The following is an 18,266-nucleotide window of genomic DNA, read 5'->3' on the forward strand; positions in this document are numbered from 1 at the left end:
GATCATGGGCATCGGCCCGGCGCCGGCGTCGAAGAAGCTGATGGCGCGGCTGGGCCTCACGCAAGCCGATTTCGACGTGATCGAGCTGAACGAGGCCTTTGCCGCCCAGGGCCTCGCGACGCTGCGCGACCTTGGCATCGCGGACGACGACGCGCGCGTGAACCCGAATGGCGGCGCCATTGCGCTTGGCCATCCCCTCGGCATGTCCGGGGCGCGGATCACCGGCAGCGCCGCGCTGGAGTTGCAGCTGAACGGCGGCAAACGCTCGCTCTCGACCATGTGCATCGGCGTCGGCCAAGGCATCGCCATCGCGCTCGAGCGGGTGTGATCGCCCCTTCCGGTCGCTGAGCAGAAGATCATCCGCCGCAGCCCCGCGCTGCGGCGGATTTTCAATGTCCGCGCGGGACATGGACAGCGGGCGCGATTCCGATCATCGTTCCAGTCATGGCCGGCGGGCAATGCCCCGCCGAGAGAAGGAGTGCCGCCCGTGACGACCCCCGAGGAAAAGCCGCTGGTCGCCGTCATCGCGACCGGAGGCACCATCGCCAGCCGCAAGGACGAATCCGGCGCCGCGCGTCCCAGTCTGGACGGGCAGGATCTGCTTGACCTGCTGCCGCCGATGCCCATGGATCTGCGCGTGATCGAGCTTCTGGCCAAGGATTCCTCGTGCCTGACGCTGGGCGACATGCAGCGGATCAGCGACACCGTCGGGCGCGAGCTTGCCGATCAGGCCATCGCTGGCGTCGTCATCCTGCATGGCACCGACGCGATGGAGGAAACCGCGCTGCTGCTGCATCTCCAGCATGGCGGCGGCAAGCCGGTGATCCTGACCGGGGCGCAGTTCCCGGCCGACAGCCCGCGCGCGGACGGTCCCGGCAATCTTGAATCCGCGCTTCATGCGGCCAATCGGGGCAGCGGCGTGCGGCTGGTCTTTGGCGGGCGCGAATTGCCAGCATGGGGGCTCTACAAGGCGGTCGCGGACCGGGTCGACGCCTTCAACCTTGCGGACCCCGAGGCGGAGGCCGCCCCCCGCCCGCCCCTGTCCCGTCCGGTCGATGGCACCCGCGTCGATATCGTCGCCATTCATCCGGGCGGGGATGCACTCCATCTGGACGCGAGCCTCGACGCGGGCGCGAGGGGGATCATCCTCGCCGCGCTCGGTTCAGGGAATGCGACGCCCGAGGTCGTGGCGGCGGTGGCCCGCGCCCATGCCGCGGGCGTTCCGGTCGTCGTCAGCAGCCGTGTGCCGCAGGGCAGACTCGCGCCCGCCTATGGTGGCGGTGGCGGGGGCCACGATCTGCGGCAGGCGGGCGCGGTGCATTCCAGCCTGCTGCGGCCCGGACAGGCGCGCATCCTTCTGGCCGCGCTGATCGCGAATGGCTGCGACGCCGACACGATCGCGCGGGCCTTCGGCTGATCCGCTTGTCGCGGCCGGCAAATTTTGCTGTGCTGCCCGCCGGAACAGCCAAGGCCCGAGGAAACCTGCCATGACGACCGCGATCGCCACCCCGTCCGACGACCAGATCACCGGCCGGACGGCCCTCGACCTCAGCAGGTCGATTCATGCGGGCAAGCTCTCCTGCGCCGAGGTCATGGCGGCCCATCTCGACCGTATCGAACGGCTGAACCCGCGTTTCAACGCCATCATCTCGTTGCGCCCGCGCGAGAAGCTGATGGCCGAGGCGCGGGCCGCCGATGCCGATCTTGCCGCCGGACGCTCGCGCGGGTGGCTGCATGGGCTGCCGCAGGCGCCGAAGGATCTGAGCGATACGGCCGGTATTCTCACGGTCATGGGCTCGCCCGCGATGAAGGATCGCATTCCCCATGCCGATGCGATCCAGGTCGAGCGCATCCGCGCCGCTGGTGCAATCCTGATCGGCAAGACCAACACGCCGGAATTCGGCCTCGGCTCGCATAGCTACAACCCGGTCTTCGGCACGACGCTGAACGCCTGGGACACAAGGCTCAGCGCCGGGGGCAGTTCCGGGGGCGCGGCCGTCGCGCTTGCCACCGGGATGCTGCCGGTGGCGGATGGCAGCGACATGATGGGATCGCTGCGCAACCCGGCGGGCTGGAACAATGTCTATGGCTTCCGCCCCTCCTTCGGGCGGGTGCCCTCGGCGGGGCCGGAGCTGTATCTGAACCAGCTCAGCGGCGACGGGCCGATGGCGCGCAATGTCGCGGACCTCGCGATGTTGCTCGCGACACAGGCCGGGCACGATCCGCGCGACCCGCTGTCCCTGATCGGTGATGGCGAGGAATTCGCCCGCCCGCTGGATGCCGAGGTCAAGGGCAAGCGGATCGGCTGGCTGGGCGATCTGGGCGGCTACCTTGCGACCGAACCGGGCGTTCTGGAGACCTGCGAGGCGGCGCTGGCCCATTTCGAGACGCTGGGCTGCGTGGTCGAGCCCGCCAGCACCGGCTTTGCGATGGAGCGCCTCTGGGACGCGTGGATCACGCTCAGAAGCTGGCTGGTCGCCGGAAAGCTCGGCGCACTTTACGACGATCCCGCGACGCGCGACCTGCTGAAACCCGAAGCAATCTGGGAGATCGAGCGCGGGCGCAACCTGACCGCGATGCAGGTCCATGCCGCCTCGGTCGAGCGCAGCGCGTGGTTCAACCACCTGCGCGGCCTTTACCGCACGCATGATTTCCTCGTGCTGCCGACGGCGCAGCTCTTTCCCTTCGACGCCCGCGAGCCATGGCCGCGCGAGGTCGGGGGCCGGGTAATGGACACCTATCACCGCTGGATGGAGGTGGTCATTCCCGGCAGCCTCGCCGGTATCCCGGTCCTTGCGGTTCCGGCGGGCTTCGGCCCCTCGGGCGCGGCGATGGGCCTGCAGATCATGGCGCCGCATCTTGCGGATCGCGCGGTTCTGGAACTGGGCCATGCCTATGACCGGGTCCAGCCCTATACGGCGCGGCGGAACCCGCTGCTGGCCTGAACAGGCGGGGCAGCAGCTTTCAGGAAAGGCCGAAAATCTGCCCGATCGGCTCGTCCGAGGCGAGGCGGCGGATCCATTCTGCCTCCAGCGCCAGCTTCGCCTCGGCCTTCCCGATCAGCTCCTTCAGGTGCCGGGGCGTCAGCGCGGCCAGACCGTCATCATCTCCGATGATGATGTCGCCCGGCGCGACGCGGCAGCCACCGATGGTGACGGGCACGTTCGGCTGCCCCAGCGCCGCGCCGACAGGGCCGCGCGGGTTGACGTGGCGGGAATAGACCGAAAGCCCGGCCATGCCGGCCAGCGCGCCCGTGTCGCGGACCGCGCCGTCGCAGACGATGCCCGCCGCGCCGATCCGGTGCAGGTGTCCGCCCAGAACGTCCCCGATCATCGCGTAATCATCAGCCCCGCCTGCCGCGATGACCAGCACGTCGCCCCGGCGCATCGTCCCGATCGCGCGCAGCACCGCGCCGAAATCGGGCGGCTGGCAGAGGGCAGTGACCGCCCGCCCGAACAGCGCCGGCTGCGCGCCCCGCGGCTTCAGCGGGCGCAGCGCGATGTCGATCTGGCATTCTGGCGCAAGATCGACGATCACCGGGACCGGGATACGCGCCCAACGGTCCAGCAGGTCCGCATCGGTCGGATCGGGTGAAAGGGTGTCGGTCACGCGGCTGTTCCTCCTGAAGCTTCGTCTCGCGGCTCAGCTTGGCCCGGATCGGGCGCGTGTTGTAGCCCCATTCCGGCATCTTCGACGCCTTCTTCAAGACGCCGGGCGCGGTCCTCCTCCAGCCGCTCGCGCAGGGCGGCGTCGATCCGCGCCGCCGTTTCACGCGGCTGGCGGAACCAGTCGGTCGACCAGATGCGCAGGATCGTCCAGCCCAGCCCCTCCAGAACCGCCTGCCGGATCCGGTCGCGGTCCCGCGCGGTCGCCGCGCTGTGATAGGCCGCGCCGTCGCATTCGATCCCGGCAAGCCATGCCCCCGCCCGGTCGGGGTGGCGCACGCCAAGGTCGATGCGAAAGCCCGAGACACCGATCTGGCTGTGAACCTCCCAGCCCATGACCGCAAGCGCATCGCGCACCGCCGCCTCGAATGGAGATTCCACCCCGCCGAGCGAGCCTTGGTCCTGCGCCGAGAGCGCGACCGCGCCCCGCTCGGCAAAATCGAGGAACGCCTTCAGGTCGCGCACCCCCCGCGCCCGCGTCCGGCCAAGGTCGATCTGATCCGCCGTGATCGAGCTGAAGACATGCAGCTCGGCCCGCGCGCGGGTCGCCGCGACGTTCAACCGCCGCTCGCCCCCTTCGTTGTTCAAGGCCCCGAAGCTCATCGAGATCTTGCCCGCCGGGTCCGGTCCGAAGGTGATCGAGAACAGCATCACGTCGCGCTCGTCCCCCTGGATGTTTTCCAGGTTCTTGACGATCACCGGCTCCTCGCGCTCGTCCGAGAAGAACCATTCGAGCTCCGGCGCGGCCTTCCTCTCGGCATCGAGCAGGTCGAGGATCAGCCCCTGCTGCTGGCTGTTGAAGGTGATGACCCCCAGCGTCGGCCGCTCGGCCTCGGGCAGGGTCAGCCAGTCGCGCAGCCTCAGCCCGATCGCGGCGACGATGGCGCGCGCCTCCTCGGGGTTGGTGCGCCGCTGGCCGCGCTGATAGGTGCCCTTTACCCGGTGGAGCCGCACCGCCTGCCCCGTGGCTTCGGGCGAGGGGAAAGTGACCAGCCTGCCGTCGTAATAGTTGTGGTTCGAAAACGCGATCAGCGCCTCGTCCCGGCTGCGATAGTGCCAGTTCAGGCGATGCGTGGGGATACCCGCCGCGCTGACCTCGTCGAGGATCGAGGGCATGTCGCGCTCATGCTCGGCAATCTCGGCCTGATCCTCGCCGTCGTCGCTGCGCCCGAAGAAATTGGTCGGGGGAAGCTGCTTCGGATCGCCGACGATGATCGCCTGACGCCCCCGCGCAATCGCGCCGATCGCATCCCAGGTCGAGATCTGCGAGGCCTCGTCAAAGATCACCAGATCGAATTGCGCCTGTCCGGGCGGCAGGTATTGCGCGACCGAAAGCGGCGACATCAGCACGCAAGGCGCAAGCCTCGGGAAGTTTTCCGGCATCTGCCCGATCAGGCTGCGGATGCTGGCCGTCGGGCGCTGAAGGCCAAGCTGGTGGCGCAGCGCGCCCAGTTCCGACCGGCGCGGCACGCTGTCCCGCGCGGGCAGGTCGTTGCCAAGGCGGCGCATGACCTCGGCCGAGGCAAGTTCGGTCAACGACTGGTCCAGTTCGCGAAAGCGCCGGATCAGCGCGTCATGCTCCCAATGCGCGAAACCGCGCAATTCGGGCGAGGCGTCGATCGCAAGACGCAGCCACCACGCCATATAGCCGCGCTCGAACGCGGCCTCCGGGTCTTCGGCGCAATCACCGGAAAGGATCGCCTCGACCAGAGGACCAAGGCCCGCGGCCTCGGCCTGCTGGCGCACGTCCAGCCATTTCATCCAGTCGGCGAAACGGGGCGCCATCGCCTCGATCCCCGCCAGCATTTCCGGCAGGTCGGATTGCCCCGTCGTATCGCCACCCGCAAGGTCGAAGCCGGCCCGCGCGGCGGCAAGCGAAGCCTGCGCTTCCTCCAGCCGGCGCAGCAGGGGGGCAAATTCGCCACCATCCGCCGCGCTCAGGTCCGCACGACGCGATGCCAGTGCGGCGGCGGAAAGGCCGACCAGAACCAACCCCTCCTCCAGCGCCAGATAGGCCTCGCCCGCATCCAGCGCCGCGTCGATCGCGTCGGGATCCGTCGCCTCTCCGGCAAAGGCCGAAAGCGGGGCGAGGGGCGAGGCCGCGATTTGCGGCAACAAGGGGGCAAGGCGACGCAGCGCGGCGATATCCGTCGCAGGGTCGGCGGAACCTGCACTGGCATAGGTCTGGAGGAGCTTCCTCAGGCGCGACTGCGCAAGCGCACTCAGCGGCCAGAACTTCGTCTGCGCCTCGCGCCATTGCAGTTCCAGCGCCTCAAGCGGCATCCCCGCGATCGTCTCGTCGGCATAGCTCGCGGCAAGACCGGCACGCGCCTTCCGGCAATCGGCGATCATGTCCCGCAAGGCGCCCGCCGCATCGCGCAGGGGTCCGGGTGCGGCCAGCGTCGCAGCCTCGACCCCCGGCCGGCCGAGGCGTTGGGCGGGCAGCCTGTCCAGCGCGGCGGCCAGCCCACCCTCCGGCCGGGCATCATGCCCCAGTGCGCGCGCCAGTTCCGCCCGCGTGCTCTCGACCCCATCCAGCGCGGCGCGCAAGCGGCGCGTGGCGTCAAGGAAGCCGTCCTGCCATGCATAGGACCATTCCGCCGGTTGCAGCAGCGCCAGCGGCCCGGCCGGATCGAGGTCGGCGACGATGGCATGGCGCTGGCCGAGATTGCGCGCCAACATGCAGAGCCGCGACCAGCTTTCGCCATCATGGCAGTCCTTGCCGGCAAAGCGCAGCATGGGCGGCCTTGGCCCGCCCACCACCTTGCCGATGGCTTGAAACACGCTGAACCCCTGCGTGCCGGGCCGGTGCAGCGCCTCGACATAGGCGTTGAGTTCATCGCGCGACAAGAGCAGATCCCCCGCCACGCGCAGCCAGTCGCCGTCCTCGCCGCCGCTGGCGCGGTCCCATGACCGGCCAAGCTGGGCCAGAACCGTCTTGCGGTCGGACTTGTTCGAATGGAGTTCCAGCACCGCGCCGCCCAGACCCTGCCGTTCCAGTCGCCGCTGGACCACGTCCAGCGCGGCCGCCTTCTCGGCCACAAAAAGCACGGTCCGCCCGCGGCCAAGCTGGTCGGCGATGATATTGGTGATCGTCTGGCTCTTGCCGGTGCCGGGCGGGCCGATCAGCACGAAATCCCGACCCTCGGCCGCGGCCAGCACCGCCGCAAGCTGCGAGCTGTCGGCCGGAAGCGGGGTCAGCAGGTCGGCCGGCGCATGGTGACGGTCGATCCGCGAGGGATGCGGCATAGGCTCGGAAGCACCCGCGAAACTCTCGGTCGGGCTGTCCAGCAGATGCCGGACCAGAGGGCTTTCGCGCAGGCTGGCCGCGCGGTCGACCAGATCCTTCCACATCAGGTATTTGGCAAAGGAAAAGGTCGCGAGCGTGCAATCCTCGACCAGCTCGAAACCGGCGACATCGCGCACCCGTTGGCGGATGATGTCGAAGATGCGCGGCAGGTCCAGCCCGCTTCCATCACGGGGCAGGTCGTCCTCAAGCTCGGGGATGCGCAGTTCGAAATCGCGCTTCAGCATCTCAAGGAGGGTCGCGTTGATCCGCACCTCGTCCTCGATCTGGGCCAGCCGGAATTCGGACTGGGCCGAGCGGCGTTCAAGCCGGACGGGCATCAGCAGCAGGGGCGCGCGATAATGACGCTCCTCACTGTCGCTGCGCTTCCAGCGCAGGAACCCAGCGGCGAGGAAAAGCGTGTTGGTCCCACCCTCCTGCACGTCGCTCCGCGCCTTGCGGAACAGCTCGGTCAGGCGCGCGGTCATTTCATCCGCCCCAAGCGGCACCGCGATCTGGCCCTTGCCGAGCGCATCGCGGGCAAGGTCGATCTCGACCCGCCGCGCTTCCTCGGCGGGCAGGTCGCGGCCGGCGACGACGTTCTCGACCCGCAGCGCCAGCAGGCGATAGGACCGGCCCCCGGCCAGTTGATCCTCAAGCGCGGCGAGGTCGGGGCAGATCATCGGGACGCTCAGCCGCGTCTCGCGGAAATTCAGCAGCTTGTTCGCCAGCGAGAGGTCCAGAAGCTTGCGCTGCCAACGCTCGATCCGGCCCGGCGCGGTGGTGGGCAGTTCCTCGGCCAACTCACCCGGCAGCAAGCCAAGGTCGAGCGGGCGCGGCAGGGCGGCGGGGGCCGCCGCATCGACGTCCTCGTCCACGGCGGGCGTGTCGCGATGGCTGGCAAGGGGGCGGATGCGGGCCGTGCGGGCGCGGTTGATATCCACGGCCTTCAGGAAGTCGGCCTCCATCGCCTCGGAAAGACGGTCGCGGCCCGCGGCCACGGCTTCCTCGAACCCGACGCTGGGGCGCTGGGTCAGCAATGTCGTCTCGATCGGAACGAACTCCCGCGCGACCGAAGCCTTGCGCACCGCGACCACGTCGGGCTCCAGAAGCTGGCCGAAATCCTTCGGAACCAGCCAGACCCCGACCCAGGCGTGTCCCTGCGCAAACAGGACCGCCGTGTTCAGCCCCGCGGCCTCGAATGCCGCGGCGAGGAACAGCGAGGTGTCGAGACAAGTCGCCAGCCCGCCCGAGACGATGCGCTCGGGGTCGCGCACCCTTTGCCCCCGGCTCTCGAACGAGGCGGGGGGAACCGCATAGCTGAGGCCAAGGGCCGTCGCCGCCGACCAGATCGCGCCCGCGACCATCCACGCCCGCCCCGGATCCTTCGCCTGATAGCCGTCGATCGCGCCCGGATGGCCAGCGCCCTCCAGCAGCAGCGCGGCGTCCTTCAAGAGGCGCGCGACCTGCGGATGGTTCGGCGAGACGAAGGCGGCAAGGATGCTTTCCATCTCGGCCAGCCCGCCCCATTCGTCGCGGGCCAGCAACTCGATGGGCTGGCGGAGTTCCTCCGCGACATCCTCCCCCACGGTCAGCCGGAAGGAAAGCTGACCGATCTCGGCCTCATCGAGCCCGCCCAGAAGCTGCGTGTCCAAAGGCGTGTCGAGATCGGTCAGCGAGACCTCCGCCCCCGGCGCGATCTCGTCAATGCGCCATTCCTTGTCGCGCAGGATGGCGGGGCTGGCCGTGAGGGTCAGGATGACGTCGCGCGCCGCCACCTCTCCCGTGTTGGTGATGCGGAGCCCGCGCAAAACCGGGGTGCCGTTCTGCGAGCAGGCGAAATTGACCTTGCCGCGCAACTCCGCCGTCACTGCGAGCCGGGGCTTCGGCACATCCTCGATCAGGGCGGAGGCGGCGACAAGCGGGGAAATGAGATGGTCTTGCATGAAGTTCAGTCGGGAAGTCTCTGGATTCGATCACGTTGTGGATAGTGCCTGTATTCAGGAACCACAATGAATGTTCGCGCCATGTTCCAGATTGCCTGCGCTCCGGCCCACCCCTAGGGCGGACCGGGACCACGTCATGCAGCAGGATCGCCCCCGGCGTCAGTCCAGCCGTTCAATGGCGATCGCGGTTGCCTCGCCCCCGCCGATGCAGAGCGAGGCGACGCCCCGACGCAGGCCGTGATGCTCAAGCGCGGCGAGCAGCGTCACCATGACCCGCGCCCCCGAGGCGCCGATCGGATGCCCCAGCGCGCAGGCGCCGCCGTTGATATTGACGACATCATGGGCAAGGCCCAGATCGCGCATCGCGGCCATTGCGACCACGGCAAAGGCTTCGTTAACCTCGTAAAGGTCGATATCGCCGGTTCCCATCCCGATCCGGTCCAGCAGCTTGCGGACCGCGCCGATCGGGGCGGTCGGGAACAGGTTCGGCCGGTCCGCATGGGTCGCGTGACCAAGGATGCGGGCGCGCGGGCTGAGGCCGCGCAGCAGCGCCTCGGATTCGCGCATCAGGACCAGCGCGGCCGCACCGTCCGAGATCGAGGAGCTGTTCGCCGCCGTGACCGTGCCCCCCTCGCGAAACGCCGGCCGCAAGGTCGGGATCTTGTCGAGGCGCGCCTTGCCCGGCTGCTCATCGGTATCGACCAGCACCTCGCCCGCGCGGGTGGCAATGCGGACCGGGGCGATCTCGGCGGCGAAAAGGCCGCCCGCCACGGCCTTCTGGGCGCGGGTGAGCGAGGTGATGGCAAACTCGTCCTGCGCCTCGCGGGTGAACTGATAGGCCTCGGCGCAATCCTCGGCGAATGTCCCCATCAGGCGGCCTTTGTCATAGGCGTCCTCCAGCCCGTCGAGGAACATGTGGTCCAGCACCTGCCCGTGCCCCATGCGATAGCCGCTCCGCGCCTTGGGCAGAAGGTAGGGGGCGTTCGACATGCTCTCCATCCCGCCCGCGACGGCGATCCAGGCCGAACCGGCAAGGATCAGGTCATGCGCCAGCATCGCGGCTTTCATCCCCGAGCCGCACATCTTGTTCACCGTGGTCGCGCCGGTCGCCAGCGGCAGGCCCGCCCCGAGCGAGGCCTGCCGCGCCGGGGCCTGCCCCTGTCCCGCCGGCAGGACGCAGCCCATGATCACCTCCTCGACCGCATCGGGGGCGAGGCCGGCCCCGGCCAGCGCACCGCGGATGGCGGTCGCGCCCAGTGTCGCGGCATCGGTCCCGGCCAGTTCCCCCTGAAACCCGCCCATGGGCGTGCGGGCGCTGCCGACGATGACGATCGGATCCATGTCTCTCTCCCTACTTGGGGGCCATGCGCAGCGCACCGTCGAGGCGGATCACCTCTCCGTTCAGCATCTGGTTCTCGACGATATGGCGGACGAGGGCGGCATATTCCGCCGGCTGGCCCAGCCTTGGCGGGAAGGGCACGGTGCCGCCAAGGCTGTCCTGCACCTCTTGCGGCAGGCCGGCCATCATCGGCGTGGCGAAAATGCCGGGCGCGATCGTGACAACCCGGATGCCATAGCGCGCCAGTTCCCGCGCGGCGGGCAGTGTCAGCGCTGCGACACCGCCCTTGGAGGCCGCATAGGCCGCCTGCCCGATCTGCCCGTCAAAGGCTGCGACCGAGGCGGTGTTGATGATCACGCCGCGCTCGCCCCCCGGACCGGGTGCGTTTCCGGTCATCGCGTTCGCGGCGAGGCGCAGCAGGTTGAAGGTGCCGATCAGGTTGATGTTGATGGCGCGGGCAAAGCTATCGAGCGCGTGCGGCCCCTCGCGGCCGACGATCCGCTCGCCGGGCGCGATGCCCGCGCAGTTCACCGCGACGTCGATCCGACCGAAGGCTTCCAGCGCGGCGCGGATGGCGGCCTCGCCCTCGGTCGCGCTGGTGACATCGGTGCGGAAAAACCGCGCCGCCGGGCCCAGTTCGGCGACCATCGCCTCGCCCGCGCCCGCATTCACGTCGAGAATCGCGACCTTGCCGCCCGCGGCCACGGCCATGCGGGCGACAGCCGCGCCAAGACCGGATCCCGCGCCGGAAACAACGAACACCTGGCCTTCTATCTGCATTGCGTCTCCTCGCACGCCGCTCCTCCGGCGCGGTCCAGAGTAGCGCGGGAACCGGGGCTGACAATGGCATTCCTCCTCGACCGGCCCTCATCCGCGGGTGGTCGCCATGCTGCAACTGCCGGGCCAACCTGCCATCTGACGCGCGGCTGCACCTTTCGCGGGCGGCGCGGCTGGATTAAGGAGCATGGAATCCGTCGCCTCAACCGACAAGAGCGCAGGCGGACCCTTTGAAACACGTTGAAGGTGAGCATCTCCCGCATGGGAACCGGGCCGATCCAGACCACCGAGGACGACCTCGCGCCGCCCGCCCTCTGGCGGCAATTCCTGCCCTATGTCGTCGCCTTCCTGCTGTTCGGAGCGGGGCTTTATGCGCTGAACAGGCTGCTGGCTCCGGTCGATATCCGCGAGGTCGCGGCCCAGATCCGCCACACGCCCTGGCACATCACGGGAATCGCGCTGCTGACCACGGTGGCGGGCTATCTGTTCCTTGCCGGCTATGACTGGTCGGCCTTGCGCCATATCGGCAAGCCCCTGCCGCTGCCCGTCGCAATGACCGGGGGGCTGATGGCCTATGCCTTCGGCAATACCATCGGGCTTTCGGCCATATCGGGCGCTGCGGTCCGATGGCGGGTCTATTCCGGCCTCGGCCTCGACGGCTATGATATCGCCGCGATCTCGACCTTTACCGCGGCCTCCTTCGGGATCGCCGCCTCGCTGATCGGGTTCACCGCCCTCGCGGTCCATCCCGGCGCGCTGGGTCCGATCCTGCCCTTGCCCGAGACGACGATCCGCCTCCTCGCGATCGCGGCAGTCTGCGCGGTCTCGGTTCCGCTGCTCTGGGCAGCCGTGACCCGAAGCGAGCTGCGGATCGGGCGTTTCCGGCTTCATGCGCCCAGCCTGTCGGTCCTCGGCACCCAGCTTGTCATCTGCCTTGGCGACATCGTGTTCTCGGCGCTGACGCTTTATATCCTGCTGCCCGATGCGGGGATGAGCTTTCCCACCTTCCTCGCGGTATTCGCCGCCGCGCTGATGGCGGGCGTTCTCAGCCATGTCCCGGGCGGGGTCGGCGTGTTCGAGAGCGTGATCATCGCCGCCATGCCATCGGACGTGCCCATCGACAATGTCGCGGCGGCGTTGCTGCTTTACCGGCTGATCTATTACCTCTTTCCCTTCGCCCTCGCCCTCATGCTGCTGGCGCTTTACGAGGGCTGGAGGCTGCTTGGCAGCCGCAGTCCCCGCACCGCGCTGGGACGCGCGCTGATCTCGATCGAGCCGGCATTGCGCGCCGTCTCGCCGCTGGCGCCGCTTCTTCTTGCGGTGATGGTCTTTGGCTCGGGCCTGTGGATGAGCGTCTCGGCCCTGCTGCCGCCGATGACCGAAGCCTCGGAACTGGCCGAATCCATCTTCCCGCTGGCCTTCGTCGAGGGCTCGATCCTGCTCAGCAGCGCGCTTGGCGCGGGGTTGATCGTGCTGTCCTTGGGCGTGGTGCGGCGCAGCCTCGGGGCCTTCTGGCTCACCATCGCGGCGATGCTGACCGGCGCGGTCTTTGCCCTTCTGGAAGGGGCCGAGCTTCAGCAGGCGGCGGCGCTGGTCCTGGGGGTGCTGATCCTGCTGCCGTTCCGGCGCGCGTTCCACCGCCGCTCGCTGCTGACCCATTCGGCGCTGACGCCGGGCTGGATCGCGCTGATGGTCGCGGCGGTGGCGGGCTTCGGCTTCGTGCTGTTCTTCGCCCATAAGGAAACGCCCTATTCGAACGAGCTGTGGTGGCAATTCGCCACGGACGAGCGTGCGCCGCGCGCGCTGCGCTCGGCCCTGCTCGGCAGTCTGACGGTCGGGCTCGGGGCACTGTTCCTGCTGCTGCGCATCCCGCGCTTCCGGCCCGAGCCGCCCGATGCCCGCGCCCTTGCCACCGCCGGCCAGATCGCTATGGAGGGCGCCAATCCCGATGCGGGTTTCGTCCTGACCGGAGACAAGGCCATCATGTTCTCGGACAACCGGGCGGCGTTCCTCATGTTCGGCGTCGCGGGCTCGTCCTGGATCGCCTATGGCCCGCCGGTGGGCGAGGCCGAGCCCAGCGAGGAGGTCGCCTACAGCTTCGTCGACGCCGCCCGCCGCGCGGGCGCGAGGCCGATCTTCTACGAGGTCGGTCCGGCCGACGTGCCCCTGATGCTCGACCTTGGCATGACGCTCCACAAGATGGGCGAGGAAGCCGTGGTCGACCTGCAGCACTTCTCGCTTGCCGGCCCCGAGCGCAAGCGGCTGCGGACCACCTATGCCCGCGCCGGGCGGGACGGCCTTTCGATCGAGATCGTCCAGCCGCCCCATGACGCCGCGCTGATCGCAAAGCTGCGCGAGATCTCGGACGAATGGCTCCATGCGAAGAAATCGCGTGAGAAGGGCTATTCCATCGGGCGCTTCGACACGGAATGGCTGGATCATTGGCAGCTTGCGCTGGTCCGCCAGAACGGCAGGATCATCGCCTTCGCGAATGTCATGACGACGAACCGGCACGAGACCGCCTCGATCGACCTGATGCGGCATCGGACGGACGCCCCGAACGGCACGATGGAATATCTGTTCACCGCCCTGATGCTTGAGCTGGGCCAGCAGGGATACCGTTTCTTCTCGCTGGGGATGGCGCCGCTGGCGGGGCTGGACCCGAACCGCTCGCGCCGGGTCTGGGACCGCTTCGGCTCGATGATCTTCCGCCATGGCGGCAGCTTCTACAAATTCGAGGGTCTGCGCGCCTTCAAGGGCAAGTTCGACCCGCAATGGACGCCGCATTACCTGGCGACGCCGACCTCGTTGCCGCCGCTTCTGCCATTGGCGGACGCGGCGCGGCTGATCGCGCGCCAGCCCGGTATCGGCAGCGCGGTCAACGGCGACGCAACCTAGCTAGACCCGCGCCGTCGTCTCGCGCAGCATCAGCTGCGGCTCCAGCAGGGTCATGGGCGCGACCGCCCTGCCCTCGATCCGGTCGAGGATGACGCGCGCGGCCTGCTTGCCAAGCTCGCGCTTGGGCTGGCGGATCGTGGTCAGCGCCGGGTTGAGATGGGACACCAGCTCGAGGTCGTCGAATCCGACGACCGACACGTCCCCCGGAACCGAAAAGCCGAGGCGTTGGAGCGTCGCGACAAAGGCGCAGGCCATCTCGTCCGAGAAGGCGAAGATCGCGCCGGGCCGCTCGACCTCGGGCAGGGCCTGCCATTGCAGCGCCGCGGCCTGTCCCGCCTGCAAGGTGAAGTCGCCGGGAAACAGCGTAAGCCGCACCCCCTCGGCTGCATCTTCCGCCCCGACAAGCCGCGCCTTGTGGAGGACATTCCCGACCGGACCGCCGACGATGCCGATATGGCGGTGGCCCAATTCGCGCAGATGGGTGACGGCCAGCCGTCCCCCCTGCCGGTTGTCCAGCATCACGCGCGGAAGGTCCGTGTCCTCGATCCATTCGCAGGCGGTGATCACCGGGGGAAGGCCCGCGCCGCCGGCCAGATCCCCCGCCGTCACCAGCCCGTCGAGCAGCACGATCCCATCCGCGCGCGACGGATCCAGAAAACGCTGCAGCGCGATGTGGCGCCCCTGCCGGTCCACCGTATCGGCGACCAGAAGGTCATAGCCCGCCGCCGCAAGTTCCCGCCCCATGCCGTCGAGGATCTTCGCGAAGAACGGGTTGCCGAGATTGGGCACCAGCGCGACGACGCTGCCGGTCCGCTGCTTGCGCAGGTTCCGCGCCGCGTGGTTCATCCGGTATCCGCTGGTCTCGACCGCCTCGAAGACGGCGATGCGCGTGGCCTCGGCCACCAGATCGGGATTGGACAACGCGCGGCTGACGGTCGAGGCCGACACCCCCGCCAGCCGCGCCACATCCGCCAGTTTCACACGAAGGGCCAGTCGCTCCATGGCGGCAGACTAGGACAGCCGGTGACCCGTCAGCAAGCCATGAAAGGAAGTTCTTGCAATCGATTTCATGCCAGTGCAGCCTGACCCGGAGGGAGAGAGGACAATCATGCGGACGATCAAGGGGCCGGCGCTGTTTCTGGCGCAGTTCATCGGCGACAGCGCGCCGTTCGACAGCTGGCAGGACATCACCCGCTGGGCGGCGGATTGCGGCTATGCGGGCGTGCAGGTTCCGACGCTGGACCCGCGCATCCTTGACCTCGACCGGGCGGTGGAATCTCAGGCCTATCGCGACGAATTCCTTGGGATCGCCGCCGATAACGGCGTCGCGGTGACCGAGCTTTCGACCCATCTTCAGGGGCAGTTGATCGCGGTCCATCCGGCCTATGACGCGGGCTTCGATGCCTTCGCGCCCGCCAACCTGCGGGGCAATCCACGGGCAAGGCAGGAATGGGCGGTGGATCAGGTCGGCAAGGCCATCCGTCTCAGCGGGCAGCTTGGGCTGAAGGCCATGGCGACCTTTTCGGGGGCGCTGGCCTGGCCCTATCTTTACCCGTGGCCGCAGCGAACCCCGGGACTGGTTGAGACGGCATTCGACACGCTGGCCGCGCGCTGGCGGCCCTTGCTGGATCTGGCCGAGGATCAGGGCGTCGATATCTGCTATGAGATCCATCCGGGCGAGGATCTGCATGACGGCGTGACCTTCGAGATGTTCCTTGACCGGGTCGGCGGCCATACGCGGGCCAACATGCTTTATGATCCGTCGCATTACCTGCTGCAGCAGCTCGATTACCTGCAAAACATCGACATCTACCACGATCGCATTCGCATGTTCCACGTCAAGGACGCCGAGTTCCGCCCCAATGGCAGGCAGGGTGTCTATGGCGGCTACCAGCCCTGGGTCGAACGCGCGGGACGGTTCCGCAGCCTCGGCGACGGGCAGGTGGATTTCGGGGCGATCTTCTCGAAACTGACGCAATTTGGCTTTGACGGCTGGGCGGTGGTCGAATGGGAATGTGCGCTGAAGCATCCCGAGGACGGCGCGCGCGAGGGCGCGGGCTTCGTGCGCGACCATATCATCCGCGTGACGCCGCACGCCTTCGACGATTTTGCCGCCAGCGCCGTGGACCAGGGCGCGATCGAAAGGGCTCTGGGGTTATGAAACCGATCCGGCTGGGCATGGTGGGCGGCGGCGCGGGGGCCTTCATCGGCGGCATCCATCGCATCGCCGCGCGCATGGACGGGCATTACCATCTGGTCGCGGGCGCGCTGAGCAGCGATCCCGCGCGGGCCGAGGCCAGCGCGGCCGAGTTTGGCATTCGCAGCTATGCCGATTTCCGCGAAATGGCCCGTGCCGAGGCGACGCGTGAGGACGGGATCGAGGCGGTGGCGATCGTCACGCCAAACCATATTCACGCAGCCCCCGCCGTCGCTTTCCTCGAAGCCGGCATCCACGTCATCTGCGACAAGCCCCTGACCGCGACGGCCGAGCAGGCGCGCGAGATCGCGGCGGCCGCCGCGGCAAGCAAGGCGCGGTTCTTCATCACCCACAACTATTCCGCCCTGCCGATGGCGCGCGAGGCCCGCGCGCTGGTCGCGAATGGTGTATTGGGCAAAATCCGGCTGGTGCAGGCCGATTACCTGCAAGGCTGGCTCTCCGACGAGACGCACAACAAGCAGGCCGACTGGCGCACCGATCCAAGGCAGGCCGGGGCGGGCGCGCTTGGCGATATCGGCACCCATGCCTGGCAACTGGCCGAGTTCGTCACCGGCCAGACACCCAGCCATGTCTCGGCCGAGTTGTCGAGCATGGTGCCGGGACGGCCGATCGACGACGACGCGCGGGTCGCGCTGCGCTATGCCTCGGGCGCGCGTGGCGGCATCTGGGCCAGTCAGGTCGCGGTCGGACAGGAAAACCGCCTCTCGCTCCGGGTCTTTGGCGACAAGGCGGGGCTGGAATGGCACCTTGCGGATTGCGAGCGGCTGATCCTGACCCTGAAGGACGAACCGCCGCAAATCCTGACGCGGGCGCAGGACCGCTCGGGTTCGTATCGCACGCCGCCGGGACACCCGGAGGGCTATCTGGAGGGTTTCGCCAACCTCTATACCGATATTGCCGCCATCATCCGGGGCGATGAAAGCAGGATCGACCGTGTGCCGGGGCTTGCGGCGGGGCTTTCGGGGATGGGCTTCATCGCGGCGGCGCAGGCTTCTTCGGCCAGCGACGGGGCCTGGACCGAGGTGGTGACATGACCGTCCTTGCGCTGCGCAATGTCTCGAAAAGCTTCGGACCGATCGCGGTCCTGCATGACGTCGATCTGGCGTTGGAGCCGGGCGAGGTCCATGCGCTGATTGGCGAGAATGGCGCGGGCAAGTCGACGATCATGAAAATCCTTGGCGGCTTTCTCGACCCGACCAGCGGCGAGGTGCTGCTGGACGGTGCACCGCGCCGCTTTGCCAGCGGGCCGGAGGCCGAGGCGGCGGGCATCGTCGTCATCCATCAGGAGTTCAACCTTGCCCCCGACCTGTCGGTGGCGGCGAATGTCTTTCTGGGGCGCGAGCCCGGCGGGTGGCGGCTGGACCATGCCGCGATGCGGGCCGAGACAGCGGCGCTGCTGTCGCGCCTGCACAGCCGGATCGACCCCGACGCGCTGATCCGCGACCTGTCCGTCCCCGACCGGCAGATGGTCGAGATTGCGAAAGCATTGTCGCGCAATGCCCGCGTGCTGATCATGGACGAGCCGAGCGCGGTCCTGACCCATCGCGAGGTCGGCTCGCTCTACGAGCAGATCGACCGCCTGCGGGAGAGCGGGGTCGCCATCCTCTACTGCTCGCACCGGCTGGACGAGGTTGACCGCCTCGCCGACCGTATCACGGTGCTGCGCGACGGGCGGGTGGTGCGGCGGGCGCTGCGGGGCGAGCTGGACGAACACGGCATGGCCAATGCCATGGTCGGCCGCGAGCTGGAGGATTTCTACCCGCCGAAGGGCAATCCCGGCCACGAACCGGCGCTGGAGGTCTCGGACCTGACCGTGCCGGGCGAGGTGCATGGGGTGAACCTGACGCTCTGCAAGGGCGAGGTTCTGGGGATCGCCGGTCTGGTCGGCTCGGGCCGGACGGAACTCGCCGAGGGGCTGGTCGGGCTGCGCCCGGCGCGGGCCGGGATCCGCATCGACGGCCGCCCGATCACCATCTCGACCTTGCGGGACGCTTTCGCGACAGGTCTTGCCTATCTGACCGAGGACCGGAAGGAGGCCGGGCTGCTGCTGGAGAAGGGCCTGACCGAGAACCTGGCGCTGGCGACGCTTGACCGCTTCGGCGGCTGGCGGATCGACAACGCGGCCGAGATCGCGGCC

At 68.7% G+C, this 18,266-nt stretch carries 11 protein-coding genes and 1 pseudogene; 7 read left to right on the plus strand and 5 right to left on the minus strand.

All coding sequences use genetic code 11. The annotated features are described in order from the left end of the window. The 3 genes and pseudogenes from VNQ78_RS03955 to VNQ78_RS03965 form a co-directional block, all read left to right on the plus strand. A pseudogene (locus VNQ78_RS03955) lies at nt 1-328 on the plus strand (3-oxoadipyl-CoA thiolase); the annotation flags it as partial. Nucleotides 329-487: 159 nt separating this feature from the next. Continuing rightward, entirely contained in the window at nt 488-1,417 is a 930-nt protein-coding gene (locus VNQ78_RS03960) for an asparaginase domain-containing protein (protein ID WP_325686817.1), read from the plus strand. Between the two features lie 70 nt (nt 1,418-1,487). After that, on the plus strand, nt 1,488-2,945 hold the full coding sequence (locus VNQ78_RS03965) for an amidase (RefSeq protein ID WP_325686819.1): 1,458 nt from the start codon (nt 1,488-1,490) through the stop codon (nt 2,943-2,945). 19 nt (nt 2,946-2,964) lie between these two features. Here the strand turns inward: VNQ78_RS03965 and VNQ78_RS03970 are convergent, their stop codons facing one another. The 4 genes from VNQ78_RS03970 to VNQ78_RS03985 form a co-directional block, all read right to left on the minus strand. After that, complete coding sequence (locus VNQ78_RS03970; RefSeq protein WP_325686821.1) at nt 2,965-3,609, minus strand: hypothetical protein; 645 nt, start codon at nt 3,607-3,609, stop codon at nt 2,965-2,967. Further along, complete coding sequence (locus VNQ78_RS03975; protein WP_325686824.1) at nt 3,606-8,897, minus strand: DUF4011 domain-containing protein; 5,292 nt, start codon at nt 8,895-8,897, stop codon at nt 3,606-3,608. Before VNQ78_RS03975 ends, VNQ78_RS03970 begins: the two co-directional genes overlap by 4 nt. 159 nt (nt 8,898-9,056) lie before the next feature. Next, entirely contained in the window at nt 9,057-10,238 is a 1,182-nt protein-coding gene (locus VNQ78_RS03980; protein ID WP_325686826.1) for an acetyl-CoA C-acyltransferase, read from the minus strand. Nucleotides 10,239-10,248: 10 nt separating this feature from the next. Then, nucleotides 10,249-11,016 carry an SDR family NAD(P)-dependent oxidoreductase gene (locus tag VNQ78_RS03985; protein WP_325686828.1) on the minus strand — a complete coding sequence of 256 codons (768 nt, stop codon included), beginning with the start codon at nt 11,014-11,016 and terminating at the stop codon, nt 10,249-10,251. Between the two features lie 243 nt (nt 11,017-11,259). Here VNQ78_RS03985 and mprF point away from each other — a divergent pair, with 243 nt between their 5' ends. Next, nucleotides 11,260-13,911, plus strand: a complete 2,652-nt coding sequence (gene mprF, locus VNQ78_RS03990; protein ID WP_325686830.1) for a bifunctional lysylphosphatidylglycerol flippase/synthetase MprF — start codon at nt 11,260-11,262, stop codon at nt 13,909-13,911. Here the strand turns inward: mprF and VNQ78_RS03995 are convergent, their stop codons facing one another. Then, a complete protein-coding gene (locus tag VNQ78_RS03995; RefSeq protein WP_325686832.1) occupies nt 13,912-14,913 on the minus strand; it encodes a LacI family DNA-binding transcriptional regulator in 1,002 nt (333 codons plus the stop codon). 106 nt (nt 14,914-15,019) lie between these two features. On the opposite strand from VNQ78_RS03995, the gene VNQ78_RS04000 reads away from it, so the two are divergent. The 3 genes from VNQ78_RS04000 to VNQ78_RS04010 all read left to right on the plus strand — a co-directional run. After that, nucleotides 15,020-16,072, plus strand: coding sequence for a sugar phosphate isomerase/epimerase (locus VNQ78_RS04000; protein ID WP_325686835.1), 1,053 nt, complete (start codon nt 15,020-15,022; stop codon nt 16,070-16,072). Next, entirely contained in the window at nt 16,069-17,163 is a 1,095-nt protein-coding gene (locus VNQ78_RS04005; RefSeq protein ID WP_325686837.1) for a Gfo/Idh/MocA family oxidoreductase, read from the plus strand. The genes VNQ78_RS04000 and VNQ78_RS04005 overlap by 4 nt, the downstream gene beginning before the upstream one ends. Continuing rightward, a partial coding sequence (locus VNQ78_RS04010) for a sugar ABC transporter ATP-binding protein (RefSeq protein WP_325686839.1) occupies nt 17,160-18,266 on the plus strand: 1,107 nt, incomplete at its 3' end. The genes VNQ78_RS04005 and VNQ78_RS04010, both read left to right, overlap by 4 nt.

This window comes from Paracoccus sp. (in: a-proteobacteria) (assembly GCF_035556475.1).
In the GTDB taxonomy this organism is placed as follows: domain Bacteria; phylum Pseudomonadota; class Alphaproteobacteria; order Rhodobacterales; family Rhodobacteraceae; genus Paracoccus.